A 15778-nucleotide genomic window follows, 5' to 3' on the forward strand; every position below is an offset into this window, starting at 1 on the left:
AATGGATAAAAAGATTTCAAAAAATAATTACAGTGATGTTTCAGGAATTCTCCTTGATGCTGTAATGTGCACAATTCTTTACAATCTTTCTATGCTTATGCCTGTTACAGGATTTGCACTTCTTATTTATAAGATAAAAAATGTGCCAATGTTTAAAATAAAAAAATGGCTTGGAGCAACAATTCTTTCAATGATTTTTATAGGGGGAATAAATTTTTATGTTTCTCCAGTTACATATAAATTTGCATTTGAATTCATGACTGCAGAAAGTCTTAAAAATTTAGCAGGGTATGTTCTTATATTTTTTCCTATAGAAATTTTATACTATCAGTTTAATGGGAAAAAATTTATGATTCCTGTATTTGACAGAATTATAATAACAAGCATAGTTACAACAGTAACAGCATTCTTTTATATAAAGCTGCTTAATATAAATGGAGAACTTTTAAAAGAGGTTGTAAAGGAGCTTAATAATATTGATCAGGCAAATATTGATATTATTTTTAAGTTTATAAAAAATAATGTATATTATATGATATATACTTATGTAGGTCTTATAACTTATCTTACATATTATTCTTTTGGAAGAAAAAGTTATCCTGTATGGAGAATATCATACTGGTGGCTTCTGTTCTATATAGTCCCATTCTTTATAATAAGATTTGGACATATTCAAAATGTATATTTGACAAATATCATGCTTATGGTTAAAATATCTTTTGTTGTATATGGGATAAAAATAGTATATAATCTTATAAGACTGAAAATTAAATCAGATTTAATATGTCAGTTATTGGCAGTTATAATAGGGCTTAATTTTCAAAATATAATCTTTATAATAGCCGGGCTTTTAAGTTTTGAAGCCGTAAAAATTACAATAATAAAAGACAACGGAGGAAAGTAATATGGCAAAAATACAAGTAATTTTAACACAAGATGTAGCAGGACAAGGAAGAAAAGGAGATTTAATAACTGTATCAGACGGTTATGCAAAAAACTTTATTCTTAATAAAAATAAAGGGATAATTGCTACAGCTGAAGCTTTACAAAAAATAGAAAATGATAAGAAAAAAGAAGCTAAAAGAAATGAAGATGAAAAAAATAAAGCTATAATCCTTAAAAATCAGTTAGAAAAAGAAAAATTAGTTTTAACTGTTAAAGTAGGAGATAACGGAAAATTATTTGGAGCAATAACTAATAAAGAAATTGCTGCTGAAATGGAAAAATCTTTTGGACTTAAAATAGATAAGAAAAAAATAGAATGCAGTATAAAATCACTTGGTGAACATAAAGTAACAGTTAAACTTCATCAAGATGTAAAAGCCGAAATTACTGTTATAACAAAAGAGTAGGAGATAATAATGGAAGGTGTGGAAAATCTTAAGAGAGTTCCAAGCAGCATGGAGGCAGAGAAATCTGTTCTCGGAGGTATTTTTCTTAAGCCTGACTGTTTTGGAGATATTATTGAGATAATATCTCCAAATGATTTTTATAAGGTAGGACATAAATATATTTTTGAAGCTATGACAGAATGCTATAACACTGGTGAAACAATAGATCCCATTGTTGTTATGAACAAACTTAAAAAGATGAATAAGTTTGATGAAATAGGCGGAGAGTCTATGCTTTATGATGTTATAGGAGGAGTTGTTACAGCTGCTCATATTGATGTTCATGCTAAAATCATTAAGGAAAAGTCTATTTTAAGAAGGCTTGGAGATGTGGGAACAAAAATAGTTGAAATGTCTTATGATGGATATGAAGATGTAGATACAATCTTAGATAAGGCAGAGGGACTTATTTTTAAAATTTCTGAAAATAAAGAATCTAAAGATGTAATAAGTATAAAAGATGCTATGACTGAAGAGTTTATGAGACTGGAAGAAGTCTTTAACAATAAAGGAGCAGCTACTGGAATTTCATCAGGATTTGCAAATTTTGATGAAAAAACAAGTGGATTTAATCCTTCAGATCTTGTAATTCTTGCAGCAAGACCTTCAATGGGAAAAACTGCTTTTGCTCTTAACCTTGCTCTTAATGCAGCAATGAAAGGGGGAAAATCAGTTCTTATATTCAGTCTTGAGATGTCAAGCTCACAGCTTTTACAAAGACTTTTAGCTGTTCAGTCAGGGATAGGACTTCAGAAAATAAGAAATGGTTTCCTTGAAGAAGAAGAATGGGGAAGACTTGGTATAGCAAGTGGACAGCTTGCAGAATCTCATATAAATATAGCAGATGTCCCTAATGTTAATGTTCTTGAAATAAGAGCAATGGCAAGAAGACTTAAAGCTATGAATAAACTTGATATGATTGTAATAGACTATCTTCAGCTTATAAAAGGAACAGGAAGAGGAGACAACAGACAGCAGGAAATATCTGATATTTCAAGATCACTTAAAGGGATAGCAAGAGAACTTAATATTCCTATAATTGCTCTTTCACAGCTTTCCAGAGCACCTGAACAGAGAGCAGACAGAAGACCAATGCTTTCAGACTTAAGAGAATCAGGAGCGATTGAGCAGGACGCAGACATGGTTGTATTCCTTTATAGAGATGACTATTATAATGAAGAAAGTGATGAAAGAGGAATCACAGAAGTAATTATTGGTAAGCAGAGAAATGGACCTGTAGGTACTGTAAAGCTTAGATTCTTCCATGAAATTACAAAATTTGCAGATTACACAACAAAAGTGGAATAAAATGTGTTACTTTTCTTTGGTCAATCAAAGAAAAATAAATATAATAAATTTTTAATATGTGTATATAGAAAGTTAGATGAAAATTTTTTTAAAGGAAGAAAGGATATTAGATGAAAAAAGTAGAATTATTAGCACCAGCAGGTAATATAGAAAAAATGGAAATGGCTTTTCACTATGGAGCTGATGCAGTTTTCTTAGGAGGAAAGATGTTCAACCTTAGAGCAGGAAGTAACAACTTTTCTGACGAAGAATTAACAAAAACAGTGGAGTATGCTCACTCACTTGGAAAAAAAGTATATGTTACACTTAATGTAATACCTCACAATGAGGAACTAGATGACCTTCCAGAATATGTTAAGTTTCTTGAAAGTATAAAAGTTGACGGAGTTATTGTTGCAGACCTTGGAGTTTTCCAAATAGTAAAAGAAAACTCAAATCTTTCTATCAGTGTAAGTACACAGGCAAGTAATACAAACTGGCGTTCAGTAAAAATGTGGAAAGATATGGGAGCAAGAAGAGTTGTTCTTGCAAGAGAAATTTCTCTTGAAGATATAAAAACAATAAGAGAAAAAGTACCTGATATAGAACTTGAAGTATTTATACATGGAGCTATGTGTATGTCAATTTCTGGAAGATGTCTTTTAAGTAACTATATGACAGGAAGAGATGCTAACAGAGGAGACTGTGCACAGTCATGCAGATGGAGATATTCTCTTATGGAAGAAAAAAGACCAGGAGAATATATGCCTGTATTTGAAGATGAGCATGGAACATTTATTTTCAGTTCAAAAGATTTATGTACAATAAAAATGATAGACCAAATTCTTGATTTAGGTGTAGATTCACTTAAAATAGAAGGAAGAATGAAAGGTATCTATTATGTTGCTAACAGTGTAAAAGCATATAGAGAAGCTATTGATAAATACTATGAAGGAAACTTTAAATTTGAAGAAAAATGGCTTAGAGAACTTGAGTCAACTTCACACAGACTTTATACAGAAGGATTCTATCATGGAAGACCTGGAGCAGAAGCTCAAAATTATAATGACAGAAATTCTTACAGCCAAACACATCAGCTTGTTGCAAAAGTTATAGAAAAAATTTCTGATGATGAATATATTCTTGCTATAAGAAACAGAGTTGAAGCTGGAGAAGAACTTGAAGTAGTAACTCCTAAATATGATCCTAGAAAAATAGTTCTTCCTAAAATGATTCTTCTTGGAAGAAATGGTCATGAAGAGGAAGTACTTGCTGCAAATCCTAATTCAACAGTAAGAGTTGTAATGCCAGGAGCAGACATGGAAGTTCTTGATATGATAAGAAAAGTTAAAGAAGAAAATCCTGGAGTAGAAGTTAAATAATAAAAGGTTTTTTAGTTAAAGGAAAGGGATAGTTATGTATAAAGGGAATTTTTCAAATTCTTTTGTTAAATGGGCTGTTATACTTTTTCTTTTCCCTGTATATGCAGGAGGGCTAGTACTAAGGGCTGCCGATTATTTAATAAAAAAGACAGAGAGTAAAAAAGAAACGGAGATTTAATTCTCCGTTTTTTCTATTTCTTTTTTCCTTTTATTAGCTTTTTAACTGATTTTATTTTTTCTTCAAGTTCAGTACTTTCCTCTTCAACATTAAGAGCTTTTTCATAATACTCTAAAGCTTTTTCATAATTTTTTAAAGCTTCATAGCATTCGGCAGTATTTTCATAAAACCAACTTGAATCTTTTCCAAGTTCTTCAGATTTTAGAAAATATTTAAGAGCCTTTTTATAGTCTTCTTTTCCTTTGTAACTCCATGCTATTTCAGAATAAATCCACTCGTCTTTTCTTCCAAGTCTTTCAGCAATGAAAAGATATTCAAGGGCTTTGTCAAAGTCATTTAAAGAACCATATGTCCACCCTATCTCAGAGTAAATCCAGTCATCATTTCTTCCAAGTTTTATTGCTTTAAAAAGATATTCAAGAGCTTTTTTATATTTATCAAGTTTATTATAGTTCCAACCAATTTCAGTAACCAGCCAGTCATCAGATGGTTCAAGCTTTTCAGCAGCTAAAAGATATTTAAGGGCATTTTTTGGCTTATTCATTCTTCCATAGTTCCATCCGATTTCTCTGTTAAGCCATACAGAAACATTGTCTCCATCTATTTTAGCAGCAATCAGAAGATATTTTACAGCTTCTTTATATTTTTTTAATCTTCCATAGTTCCATCCAATTTCTCCATTAATCCATGAATCATTTCTTCCCATTTTTTTAGCTTTAAGAAGTATTTCAATGGCTTTTTCAAAATCAGGCTTGCTATGATGTCCATAACAATAACCTATCTGAGAATAAACCCATGAAGTAGGTTCTGCAAGAGTCATAGATTTTTCAAAATATTTAAGAGCCTCATCATATTTATCTAATTGTTCATAGTTCCAACCAATTTCATTGTTAACCCATTCGTCATCAGAACCATTTTCCATAGTTGCAGATTTAATAAGAATTTCAATAGCTTCTTCATGCTTTTTAAGTTTTCCAAGATTCCATCCAATTTCAGTAAGAATCCAGCTGTCATTTTCTTTTAATTTAAAAGCTTCTTCAAGATATTTAATAGCTTCTTCATATTTTTCAGCTCTTCCTAAGTTCCATCCCATTTCTGTTTTTACCCAGCTGTCGTCTGCTCCCATGCTTTCAGATTGCTTAAGATAGTTTATGGCTTTTTCATGTTCTCCATTTCTTCCATAGTTCCATGCTATTTCATTGTTAATCCAAATATCATTTCTTCCACTTTCATAGACACTTAAAAGAATTTTTAAAGCCTTTTCATGATTTCCAAGTTTTCCATAGTTCCATGCTATCTGAGAATTAAGCCAAGCATCATCTCTTCCTCTTGATTTTAAATCTCTAAGAAGTTCAAGAGCTTCAGTATGTTTTTCAATTTTTCCATATACCCATGCTATTTGAGAATCAAGCCAGATGTCTCCACCTTTAAGGGCTTTTGCAACATTGAAATATTTAAGGGCTTCATGATACTTTTCAGTATTTTCTAAGTCCCATCCAAGTTCACAGCTAATCCAATAATCATCTCTTCCCATGGCTTCAGCTTGCTTTAAGAAGAAAATAGCCTCTTCATATTTTTCAAGTTTTCCAAGGTTCCATCCGATTTCAGAATTAATCCAAATATCGTTTCTTCCTCCAGCTTTTGCAGTTTTAAGATAGAAAATAGCTTCTTTTGGTTTTCCAAGAAGTCCAAGGTTCCATCCGATTTCAGAATAAAGCCATCCCTCTTCATCATCTTCTTCTCTTGCTTCAACCCTTCTTAAATATTCAAGAGCCTCTTCGTGCTTAGCAAGTCTTCCAAGCCCCCATCCTATATTACATAGAATCCATGAGCTGTCATCTCCCATACTTTCAAGTTCTTTAAGAATTTTTACACCTTCTTCAAATTCTTTATTATCAAAAAGGGTATCTATTTTTTCCCTCATAAATAATTCGTCTTCCATTTATTCCTCCTTTAAAAGAAAGTCACACTATAATATTACACTAAAAAAAAGAATTGTCAATATTTTTAAAAATATAACTATATATTAAAAAATAGAGAAAAAAGTAAAATGAAAAAAGATAAAAAAATATGATATAATTTTAATATATTAATATAGAAACAAAATTTATGTATAAAAATAGCAAGAAATATTTTTAAAATACTATTTAATTGAAGATAAATAATTTATAATTAATAAAAGTTTAGGAGGAATAGAAATGAAGGTTTTAATGGTAAATGGAAGTTCTCGTCAATGTTGCACTTTTACAGCTCTTTCTGAAATAGGAAAAGTTTTGGAAAAGGAAGGAATAGAGTGGGAAATATTTAATATTGGAGGAGAACCTTTAAGAGATTGCATAGGTTGTGGAGGTTGTAAAAATTTAGATGGTGCTTGTGTATTTAATGATGATGCAGTAAATGAATTCTTGAAAAAGGCTCGTGAAGCAGATGGATATATTTTTGGAAGCCCTGTTTATTTTGCTCATCCAAGTGGTAGAATTATATCTTTCCTTGATAGAGCCTTTGTAGCAGGTAAAAAAATATTTACTCATAAGCCTGCTGCTTGTATAACTTCAGCGAGAAGAGGAGGAACTACAGCTTCTTATGATGTTTTAAATAAATATCTTGGAATTTGTCAAATGCCTGTAGTATCTTCATCATATTGGAATATGGTTCATGGAAATACTCCTGAAGAAGTATTAAAAGATGAAGAAGGAATGCAGACAATGAAAAATCTTGGAAAAAATATGGCATGGCTTTTAAAATGTATTGAGTTTGGAAAGAAAAACGGAATAAATGCACCAGAAAATATAACAACAGTAAGAACTAATTTTATAAAATAAAAAAATGTCCATTTTCTTTGGGATACAAGGAAAATGGACATTTCTATTAATCAGTTTCTTCAATAAGATTTTTCTTTTTAAGGAAGTGAGCTGCATATACAAAAGGTGTATCACATACAGCTACTATAAACTTCATAATATATGTAGTAAGGAATATTTCAACAAGAACTTCTTTAGGATAAACTCCCCAGAAAGCTATAAGTGTGAAAAGAGAATTATCTATAAGCTGACTTATCATTGTACTTGCATTATTTCTAATCCATATATGTTTAGGAGCTGAATATTTTTTTCTCCAAAATTCATAAGCCCATATGTCATGTGACTGTGACACAAGATATGAAATAAGAGAAGCAACTACAAGTCTTGGCATAAAGTCAAATATTCTTTTAACACCTTCAAACATAACAATTCCTTCTTCTATGTTTGATGGAATAAAAGATACAGCAATCTGCATTATTGCAGTCATGACTATAAGAGAGAAAAACCCAAGGTAGACAGCTTTCTGAGCATGCTTTTTACCATAGTTTTCAGCAAGAATATCAGTAACAAGAAATCCTCCAGCATAAAGAATATTTCCAAGGGTAGTTCCAAATCCAAAAAGGTCTACAAGAAGAACTACCTGAATATTTGCAAGAATAGTGGAAATAGGAATCCATGTATAAAGTCCTATTTTTCCAAACTTTTTATATGCAAAAAGTATAAATAAAAAGTTTGCTATAAGCATACAAAACCATAAAATCTCATTTTTCATCATCATTGTTCAAACACTCCTAAATCTTTATTATCTATTAAAAGTTCAACCCTATCATCATTCATAAGATATGAATATTTATTTACAAACCATTTTACAAGGTCTCCATCCCTTTTTACTTTTGTACCATTGTCTATAAAAATATTTATAGTTATATTTTTAAAGTATTTAAGCCCTTTTTCAATATCTTTTTCAATCATTTCTTTTGTCTGTCCTTGTGTACATACAAGAAGACATACAGAATAAAGTTCTTTACTCATAAGCTTAAGAGTTTCTTCATCAGTACGAAAGTTTTTATTATATACATTTATTCTGAAATCATCATCAAATGTTTCCATTCCCATTCTGAATCTTATTTCAGTCCCTTCAAAATATTTTCTTATTTCATCAAGTCTCTTTATATATCCATAATAAATTTCAAAATAAAGAGTTTTTATATTTTTTTCTTTTACAATTTTTTTTATTTCAGCCAGAGTACCTGAAGTAAGCTCAAACACAGAACCTGAATTTATAACTTCAAGAACTCCATATTCTCCAGTAATTTCTTTTAAAACTTCAAAATTTACAGAATCTATTTCTTTTTCATTTAAAGAGTTATCTTCTATATAATTACAGAAACTGCATTTTCCATATTTGCATGGAAAACTTTTTAAAAGAACTATTTCACGCTGATGTTTTTCAGTGATTTTATTGTATCTTATTCCCATAAAGTTTACATATCTCCTTTTTGTGCAAAATAAAAAGAGGCAGAAAAACTCTGCCTCAAATAAAACAATTTAAATTATTTTAAATTTTAGCCTAGTTTTTTATAGATGGTTAATCTGTGTAGAACATCTACCTGATAAAATCAGGATTTTTTATTCACATACTGGATAAGTATACAGTGAATTTATAAAAAAGTCAATATTTTTTTACGGCTTGATATATGCAAAACCGTCATTGTGTCTTAAAGCAATGTGGAAAATTCCTGAAGGAACAGTTTTCACAAATGAGAACACAAGTGAAGGATCTATACTAAGTGCAGTTAATGAATTTGAACAGCAGTAAATATACACACCTTTGTTGCTCAGAGCTTCAAGAGCTTCTTTGACTCTTAAAATATTTATGCTTCCTGCAGCAAGACTTTTAACAGCAGTACCATTTGCAACTATTTCTATGTTTACAGTATAGTTACCAATTTCTCCCATTTTTAAAAGATTCTCTGCATTCTTGCAAGTCATTGCCCATTTTTCTTCTTCATCAATATGTAACAGGATATTTACTATTTTATTCATAGAATCCCCTCCTTTGTAATATAAATTATTTTACCACAAAAAATCTGATTATTTCAACTTTATTATAATTATATTGAAAAATACTGAAAATACCTTATAATATTAAGTAAGAGACAATATCAAATAAATTTTAGGAGGTGTTTTTTGAAATGCTTAGTTATTTTGACCATAGAGTTATAAAGACGGCTTTCGGAACTTTTTTTGCAATCTATGCTGCACAGGTTTTAGGTATAAAATACGGGGTTACAGCAGGAATTGTTGCGATAATAAGTATACAAGCAACCAAAAAAGAATCTGTAAAAATAGCCGTAGAAAGATTTTTTGCTTCTCTTGTAGGGCTTTTTATAGCAGCAGTATTTTTTTACTTTTTTGGTTACAGCCCTTTAGTATTTGGAGCTTTTGTTCTTGTCTTTATGCCTGTGTGCTTAAAATTTAATCTGTTTCAAGGATTTTTGGCAACAGTAGTTCTTGCAACTCATATTCTAGCAGAAAAGCAGCTGTCTTTTTCAATTCTTTTAAATGAGGTTGAAATTCTTGTTCTTGGGGCAGCTACTGCTGTGGTTCTTAATCTTTATATGCCTGATGTAACTCAGAAGTTAGAGAATACTCATCAGGAAGTAAACAGACTTATGAAAAAACTTTTAAATTACATGGGAGATGAACTTATTACAGGAGCTATTTTCATTGATGAAGATGAAACTTTTAAAGAACTTAAAAGACAGCTTAATATAGGAAGAGATTTGGCATTTAATGATTATAATAATGCTTTTTTCTATGCTTCAAGATATCAGATAGAACTTTTCAATATGAAGAGAGAACAATATAAAGTTCTTGTGAGAATGAGAAGACATTTTTACAGATTTTATCTTAGCAGTGAGCACACTTACATAATAGCTGATTTTACAAGTGAAGTTTCAGATTCAATAGGGGTGGATTTAATTTATAAAAAGGCTCTTAAAGATTTAGAGACTGTAAAAGAAACATTTAGAAATATGCCCCTTCCTCAAACTAGAGGAGAATTTGAAAACAGAGCTGTACTTTATCAGTTTTTAAATGATGTGGAAGAGTTTCTGGAAATAAAAGAGGAATTTTTAAAGAGATATACTCTAAAAGGAGAGAAAAAAGTATATATAGAAAAATCTGTAACAGAAAAATAAATATTTGGAGGAAATATGCCTGTATACAAATTGGAAGCACTACTTAAAAATATTACTGACAAAGAAATTTGGGAGAAAGGAAAATATATTTCTGAAAATGGAAATCTTATAGAAAATGAAGAAGATTTAAAAAATGAAGAAGATGAAATGTATTATATTCTAAAGGGAAGTATTTTAAATGAAGAGAGAATATATTCAACATCAGTTTCATGGATATTAGAAGAAAATAAAAAGGCTGAATTAATTTCATGGAAATGCACCTGTCAGCATTTAGAAGAGGTATCAGCTCCATGTGAGCATTTAGCTGCACTTGTTCAAAGTATAAGCAAAGCTGAAAGAGAAAGAAATGCTATAAGAGATGAAAATTTTTCAGTTGCTTTTATAGATGATAATATATTTCAAGATAAAAAGAAAAGTCTTTCTTTGAAATTTAATGTAAAAACAGCATCTGAATATGATGGAGAAAAAGAAAAATTGGCTTTTTCAGATTTTGAAATTTACAATAAAGTATCAATGGAAAGAAGGAAAATTAATTTTGATACTGTAGTTTCATCAGAAATAGATGAAATAAGAAAAAATTATATTGAAGATGACTTAGATTTTGATGATACATCTTCCGATTTTTTAAAATTTATAAAGTTCATTGAAAACTCAGCTAAAGCAATGAGTATTGACTTTTATAACAATGAATTTATTATTCCTGAATTTTTTATTGAAAAGGGAGTAAAGTATGCAGAGGCTCTTGGAAAGAACTATAATTCTAATATTGAAATAAATTTTGAAATAAAAGTCAAGGAGAATCTAGACTATTATATTTTAGAATTTAATAATTTTTCACAAGCAGATATATTAAATGAAGAATACTTACTTTTAAGGGAAAAGGGAAAAGTTAGTATTAAAAATATAAAAAAAGAAGAAATAAAAAAAATAAAAGCTGTGAAAGAGGCTGAAAAAAGAGAAGGAACTTATAAAATAAGAAAGGGATCTCCTCTCATAAGGGAGATTTTAAATAATATAAGAAGTATCGGTGAAATAAAATTTGATAAAAGTATAAAAACGGAAATTTTTTCTCCGTCTCTTGTATCTTTACGGCTTTTTATAAATGAAACTTCAAATAAAGATATAACCATTATTCCACAATATATTTATGATGGAAAAACAGCTGAAGAAATTAAAGACCATCTTATGCTAAAAAATACAAAAAAAGAAAAAGAAATATTTTCAAAATTTGAAAGTTTTATAAAAAAATGTGGTTTCAAAAAAGTAAATGGAAAATTTATTCTTCCAGATAAAGACGACCTTATTTATAATTTTATGGAAGATGGTTTTAAAAATTTAAAAGAAAAATATAAAGTAATAATTTGTGAAGAACTAAAGGAAAGAGAATATAAAAAAGTTGTACCATATGATATTGGATTGGGAGAAGTAAGACAAACAGCAGCTATCTTAAGAGCAAGATTAGCTCCTTTAAAAAGAGTTATTATTGCAGTGCCTCCTTACAAATTACTGTATTGGAAAAATAGACTGACAGAAGAATCTTTAGGAAAAAAAGTGAAAATAATATCTGGAGATACAGAGGAAAAAATAAAGGCTTTTGAAAAAGTAAAGACAGATGATATTATAGTTATTTCTTATGAAGATTTATTTACTGAATGTGCTCGTTTTGAATATATTGATTTTGAAATGATTATATTTGATAATCCTCTTTATGTTCCAAAAATAATAAGAGATGAATTCAGTGAAGCTATTGGAACTTTAAAATATGAAAGCAGTTTATGTTTTGTAGGAAGATTTGAAGAAAAAGCTTATTCAGAATGGTTTTATATATTTAGCCTTATAAATCCTAAATATCTTGGAACAAAAGAAGAGTTTTATGAGAAATATATTTCTGACAGCAATAAAAGAGAAAATAGAGATTTTCTTCTTTCAAAGCTTGTTAATCCTTTTATTTTAAGAAAAACGAAGGAAGAAGTTATAGATGAACTTCCTAATAAGGAAATTAGAGATTTTTATTTTGAGATGAAAGATGGAAGCAAACAAAAAAATATTTATATGAAATATCTTAACAGACTTAATAAAAGACTTGTAATTCTTGAAAGACCTGAACAACATAGAAAAAAGATATTTACTGTTATTGAAAGATTAAGACAGGTATGCAGCAGTCCTGCACTTATAAATAAAAAATATGGAGATAATCAAGGAAAGATAAATGCTCTTAGCAATATTTTAAAAACATGTGCAGCAGAGAAAAGAAAAGTTGTTATATACAGTGCATTTAAAAATACAGCAGGAAAATTGTGTAAACATTATAAGAGATTTTATAAAAACTGCAGCTTTATGTCACTTCCTGTTTCTGAGAAAATTAAAGAAGAGATGTATTCAAAATTTTATAAGGAAGAGTATGAAAAAGAATATTTTTTCCTTTTTATAAATAATATAGGATATGAAGAGCTTCAAGATATAGAGTATGATGTTATTATCTATTTTGATCCTCCTTGGGACAGATTTTTCTATGTGGATAAAACAAAAAAGCTTTACAGGAAAAAACCTGTTGAAATTAATTTTATAACAAACAGAAGTATTGAAGATAAAATAAATAATAAAAGAATGAGACTTTATAGAAATAAGATTTTAAAGACATATTTTGAAGATATGAAAAAAGGAAAAATATTAAAAAGAGAATACACAAGAGAAGAAATATTTGCTTTTCTTCAGATATAATAAAATTTAACAAAGAAAGTATAATACCAAAAAAGTAGATAAAAAAAGTTGATATTCAGATAAAACCGTGCTATAATGTGAAAACATAAATTTCAGGGAAGGCATCTTAAATAGTTATTAAATTTTTTTACATATAAAGGGGTGCAGATGAGAAATACAAAAAGAGCAGATAAAATATTGACGGTTAAAATAACAACAGCAATAATATTAGTTTTAGGATTATGCTTTTATTGGGTAACTCACAATCCGAATATTACAAAATTTTTATAGATTTTGTGAGAAGAGCAGCTGTAAATATAAACAGCTGTTTTTTTATCATTTTATTTAAAAGTCCTATAAAATAATTAATATATTAAATTATTTTTAAATTTAAAAAACTAACCTTTTCAATTTATAAAGTCAATAAAAAATAAAAATTTTATAAAAAAAAGAACTGCCACAGCAGTTCTTGTAATTAATCAAGTGTATATCCTATACTAAATTGATAAAGAATGTCATCAAAATCATCATTATGTGAAACAGAAAATTCCACAGGCCCAACAGGAGAAAGATAACCTACAGAAAGTCCTGCTCCTCTGTAATAATCTTCCCACATAGAATGAGAATTAAATTCATCTCCCTCTTCAAGATTTAAATTATTATAAGTTGCAATATTTACTCCTCCACTCAAGAAAAAATTAGGAATAAATTCATATTGAAGTCCAAGTTTTGCAGCAAAAAGATTTTTTAAGAATCTTTGCTGAGGATTATATCCATAGAAAGAAAATTCTCTTCTTTTAGAATTATTTACAGATCCTCCAAGTTTAATATATCCATCATAAGGAATGCTTGTTCCATTCATACTTCCACCATAGATTCTAGAATCTATAGTAAGTTTTTTTGTAAGAGGATAGAAATGTTCAAAAGAGAAGGTAACTCCATAGAAGTCTGATGACTGCTTATCTATGCTTCCTCCCCAGAAGTAATCAAGACTGTTTTTAAATCCTTTTTTTGCATAATAAGGAGAATCAGCTTTATCCCATATAAATTTTAAAAATCCTTGTCCATAGTTATCAGTTTCAAGACTATCTAGAAATTGTTCATTTATATTTCCAATATCATTTTTTATAGTTCCATATTTAAGAGAAGCACCATATGAAACAAGAATTTCATTTAAATATTGGGTGAAAGCACTTACTTCAAAATTAATTGATTTACTTTTTAGTTTTGCAGCTTTTCTATTTTTATCATAAAGGAAAAGAGGTGATTCGTCATAATTAAGACTTGTGTTAAGCCCGAATTTATTTTCAACTCCATAGTAGAAAAGACTATTTACTCCAGCCCCTAAATAATCTCCACCTTTTACATAGATATTTGTATAGTTTCCAAACTTACCTATTGTATTAAGGTCTGTTGCAAGTTTTATAGAAGTGTAGTAATCACTCTGATAATTGAATCCAACTCCCACAGTATTTGAAGGAGTTTCTTCCAATGTAAGATAAAGAGTATCTCCTTCATTTTTATAATAGACTTTATTTATAAAATCAAGTCCATAAAGTTTTAGTGAAAGAGTATTTAAATCTTCAGAAGTAATATTTTTATTTTCATACTGTGCAGCTATATTTTTTACAACAGCAGTCCTATCTGAATCTTGTATACCACTTATAACAGTATTGGTAAAAACAATTTCTCTTTCAGGAAGTACTTTATGAAGCTTTTTATTTTTAGGAAGCTTTGTAATTTCAGGAAGTTTTTCAACAACAGCTTTTTCTCCAATTTTTACAATTTCTGATATTTCATCATAGTCAACACTTTTATAGTTAGAAAGATCAGGTTCTATAAGTATGCTTGTAAGTTTTTTCTGAAAATCTGTAGTTGAAGAACTTTGAATAGCAAGAAGCTGTTCAGCAGTTGTAAAAATATTATAGTTTGAAGATGTATGATTATTAAGGTCAGCTCCTACATTTACACCTATTATAATATTTGCTCCCATATCTATAGCATCTTCAACAGGGAAGTTTCTGGAAATCATTCCATCAATATAATATGTTCCATCTATTTTTACAGGATCAAAAATAGATGGGATTGCAGCACTGGCTGTAACAACTTTTGCAAGATCTCCACTCTTAAAAACAGCAGCCTTTCCTGTATCAAGATTTGTAGCAATTACTCTTAAAGGAATAGGAAGTTTATCAAAATCAGATATATCTTCTGCTTTTGAAAGCAGATTTTTAAGATATAAATATCCTTTTTGACTGTTCTTAAGTCCTTTAGGAAGATAGAAATTAAAATTAGAATCATATTTTATAGAAAAAGCATATTGATCATTTGAAAGCCTTTTTTCCAAAGGAATATCTGTTCTGTTTGGGTTATCCTTAAGAGAATCTCTGAGACTTAAATCTTCCATGATTTCTTCTATTTCGTCAGGAGTATATCCTACAGAATAGAGAGCACCTATAACAGCACCTATACTATTTCCAACAATACAATCTATTTTAATATTATTTTTTTCAAGTTCACGAAGAACACCTATATGTGCAAAACCTTTAGCTCCCCCACCACTTAAAACAAGAGCAACTTTTTTTTCTGTACGGTTTTCTTTTATTCTTTTCTGCTTTTCGTTTTTTAAAACACTTACTCTCTCTTCAAGAGCTTTTATTTGTTCTTCCAGTTTTAAGATTTCAACATCTTCTTTGTACACAGGCATAGGAGATTTTGAAAAAACCGGAACAGATATAAGTACAGCAGCAAGAAAGCAAGCTGATTTTTTATTCATCTCCACCTCCTGAATAAAATTATATAATTCTGTTCATTTTTTAAGTTTTACATAGGGGAT

Annotated in this window: 12 protein-coding genes; 7 read left to right on the plus strand and 5 right to left on the minus strand. The window is 29.2% G+C overall.

Features of this window, described 5'->3' with window-relative positions; all coding sequences use genetic code 11:
• Position 1 precedes the first annotated feature (1 nt).
• The 4 genes from I6E17_RS03210 to I6E17_RS03225 all read left to right on the plus strand — a co-directional run bounded on the left by I6E17_RS03210 (position 2) and on the right by I6E17_RS03225 (position 4060).
• The gene (locus I6E17_RS03210) at positions 2-904 is read left to right on the plus strand and encodes a hypothetical protein (protein WP_176828722.1); all 903 of its coding nucleotides are present in this window, start codon (positions 2-4) and stop codon (positions 902-904) included.
• A gap of 1 nt (position 905) precedes the next feature.
• Positions 906-1352: a 50S ribosomal protein L9 gene (gene rplI, locus I6E17_RS03215; RefSeq protein WP_176828721.1), complete on the plus strand. Its 447-nt coding sequence runs from the start codon at positions 906-908 to the stop codon at positions 1350-1352.
• 9 nt (positions 1353-1361) lie between these two features.
• Positions 1362-2699 (plus strand): replicative DNA helicase, encoded by a 1338-nt coding sequence (gene dnaB / locus I6E17_RS03220; protein WP_176828720.1) that lies wholly within the window; start codon positions 1362-1364, stop codon positions 2697-2699.
• 110 nt (positions 2700-2809) lie between these two features.
• The gene (locus I6E17_RS03225) at positions 2810-4060 is read left to right on the plus strand and encodes a peptidase U32 family protein (RefSeq protein WP_235235515.1); all 1251 of its coding nucleotides are present in this window, start codon (positions 2810-2812) and stop codon (positions 4058-4060) included.
• 191 nt (positions 4061-4251) lie between these two features.
• On the opposite strand, the gene I6E17_RS03230 is transcribed toward I6E17_RS03225, so the two are convergent.
• A complete protein-coding gene (locus I6E17_RS03230; protein WP_235235517.1) occupies positions 4252-6180 on the minus strand; it encodes a tetratricopeptide repeat protein in 1929 nt (642 codons plus the stop codon).
• 256 nt (positions 6181-6436) lie between these two features.
• Here I6E17_RS03230 and I6E17_RS03235 point away from each other — a divergent pair, with 256 nt between their 5' ends.
• Positions 6437-7060 (plus strand): flavodoxin family protein, encoded by a 624-nt coding sequence (locus I6E17_RS03235; RefSeq protein ID WP_235235519.1) that lies wholly within the window; start codon positions 6437-6439, stop codon positions 7058-7060.
• A gap of 46 nt (positions 7061-7106) precedes the next feature.
• On the opposite strand, the gene I6E17_RS03240 is transcribed toward I6E17_RS03235, so the two are convergent.
• The 3 genes from I6E17_RS03240 to I6E17_RS03250 form a co-directional block, all read right to left on the minus strand.
• Positions 7107-7814 carry a queuosine precursor transporter gene (locus I6E17_RS03240; protein WP_419180972.1) on the minus strand — a complete coding sequence of 236 codons (708 nt, stop codon included), beginning with the start codon at positions 7812-7814 and terminating at the stop codon, positions 7107-7109.
• Positions 7814-8518: a radical SAM protein gene (locus I6E17_RS03245; RefSeq protein WP_235235521.1), complete on the minus strand. Its 705-nt coding sequence runs from the start codon at positions 8516-8518 to the stop codon at positions 7814-7816. Before I6E17_RS03245 ends, I6E17_RS03240 begins: the two co-directional genes overlap by 1 nt.
• 204 nt (positions 8519-8722) lie before the next feature.
• Entirely contained in the window at positions 8723-9085 is a 363-nt protein-coding gene (locus tag I6E17_RS03250; RefSeq protein WP_176828715.1) for a DsrE family protein, read from the minus strand.
• A gap of 149 nt (positions 9086-9234) precedes the next feature.
• Here I6E17_RS03250 and I6E17_RS03255 point away from each other — a divergent pair, with 149 nt between their 5' ends.
• Together I6E17_RS03255 and I6E17_RS03260 are read left to right on the plus strand one after the other, a co-directional pair.
• A complete protein-coding gene (locus tag I6E17_RS03255; RefSeq protein ID WP_176828772.1) occupies positions 9235-10242 on the plus strand; it encodes an aromatic acid exporter family protein in 1008 nt (335 codons plus the stop codon).
• 15 nt (positions 10243-10257) lie between these two features.
• A complete protein-coding gene (locus I6E17_RS03260; protein ID WP_235235523.1) occupies positions 10258-12963 on the plus strand; it encodes a DEAD/DEAH box helicase in 2706 nt (901 codons plus the stop codon).
• 454 nt (positions 12964-13417) lie between these two features.
• Here the strand turns inward: I6E17_RS03260 and I6E17_RS03265 are convergent, their stop codons facing one another.
• Entirely contained in the window at positions 13418-15718 is a 2301-nt protein-coding gene (locus tag I6E17_RS03265) for a patatin-like phospholipase family protein (protein WP_235235525.1), read from the minus strand.
• Positions 15719-15778: the final 60 nt, after the last annotated feature.

Origin of the sequence: Fusobacterium perfoetens (genome assembly GCF_021531595.1) — a bacterium.
Lineage (GTDB): Bacteria > Fusobacteriota > Fusobacteriia > Fusobacteriales > Fusobacteriaceae > Fusobacterium_B.

Bases quoted from the DNA above. Each gene is read 5' to 3' on its own strand.
- I6E17_RS03210 (WP_176828722.1), top strand. From the start codon at position 2: ATGGATAAAAAGATTTCAAAAAATAATTACAGTGATGTTTCAGGAATT.
- rplI (WP_176828721.1), top strand. From the start codon at position 906: ATGGCAAAAATACAAGTAATTTTAACACAAGATGTAGCAGGACAAGGA.
- dnaB (WP_176828720.1), top strand. From the start codon at position 1,362: ATGGAAGGTGTGGAAAATCTTAAGAGAGTTCCAAGCAGCATGGAGGCA.
- I6E17_RS03225 (WP_235235515.1), top strand. From the start codon at position 2,810: ATGAAAAAAGTAGAATTATTAGCACCAGCAGGTAATATAGAAAAAATG.
- I6E17_RS03230 (WP_235235517.1), bottom strand. From the start codon at position 6,180: ATGGAAGACGAATTATTTATGAGGGAAAAAATAGATACCCTTTTTGAT.
- I6E17_RS03235 (WP_235235519.1), top strand. From the start codon at position 6,437: ATGAAGGTTTTAATGGTAAATGGAAGTTCTCGTCAATGTTGCACTTTT.
- I6E17_RS03240 (WP_419180972.1), bottom strand. From the start codon at position 7,814: ATGATGAAAAATGAGATTTTATGGTTTTGTATGCTTATAGCAAACTTT.
- I6E17_RS03245 (WP_235235521.1), bottom strand. From the start codon at position 8,518: ATGGGAATAAGATACAATAAAATCACTGAAAAACATCAGCGTGAAATA.
- I6E17_RS03250 (WP_176828715.1), bottom strand. From the start codon at position 9,085: ATGAATAAAATAGTAAATATCCTGTTACATATTGATGAAGAAGAAAAA.
- I6E17_RS03255 (WP_176828772.1), top strand. From the start codon at position 9,235: ATGCTTAGTTATTTTGACCATAGAGTTATAAAGACGGCTTTCGGAACT.
- I6E17_RS03260 (WP_235235523.1), top strand. From the start codon at position 10,258: ATGCCTGTATACAAATTGGAAGCACTACTTAAAAATATTACTGACAAA.
- I6E17_RS03265 (WP_235235525.1), bottom strand. From the start codon at position 15,718: ATGAATAAAAAATCAGCTTGCTTTCTTGCTGCTGTACTTATATCTGTT.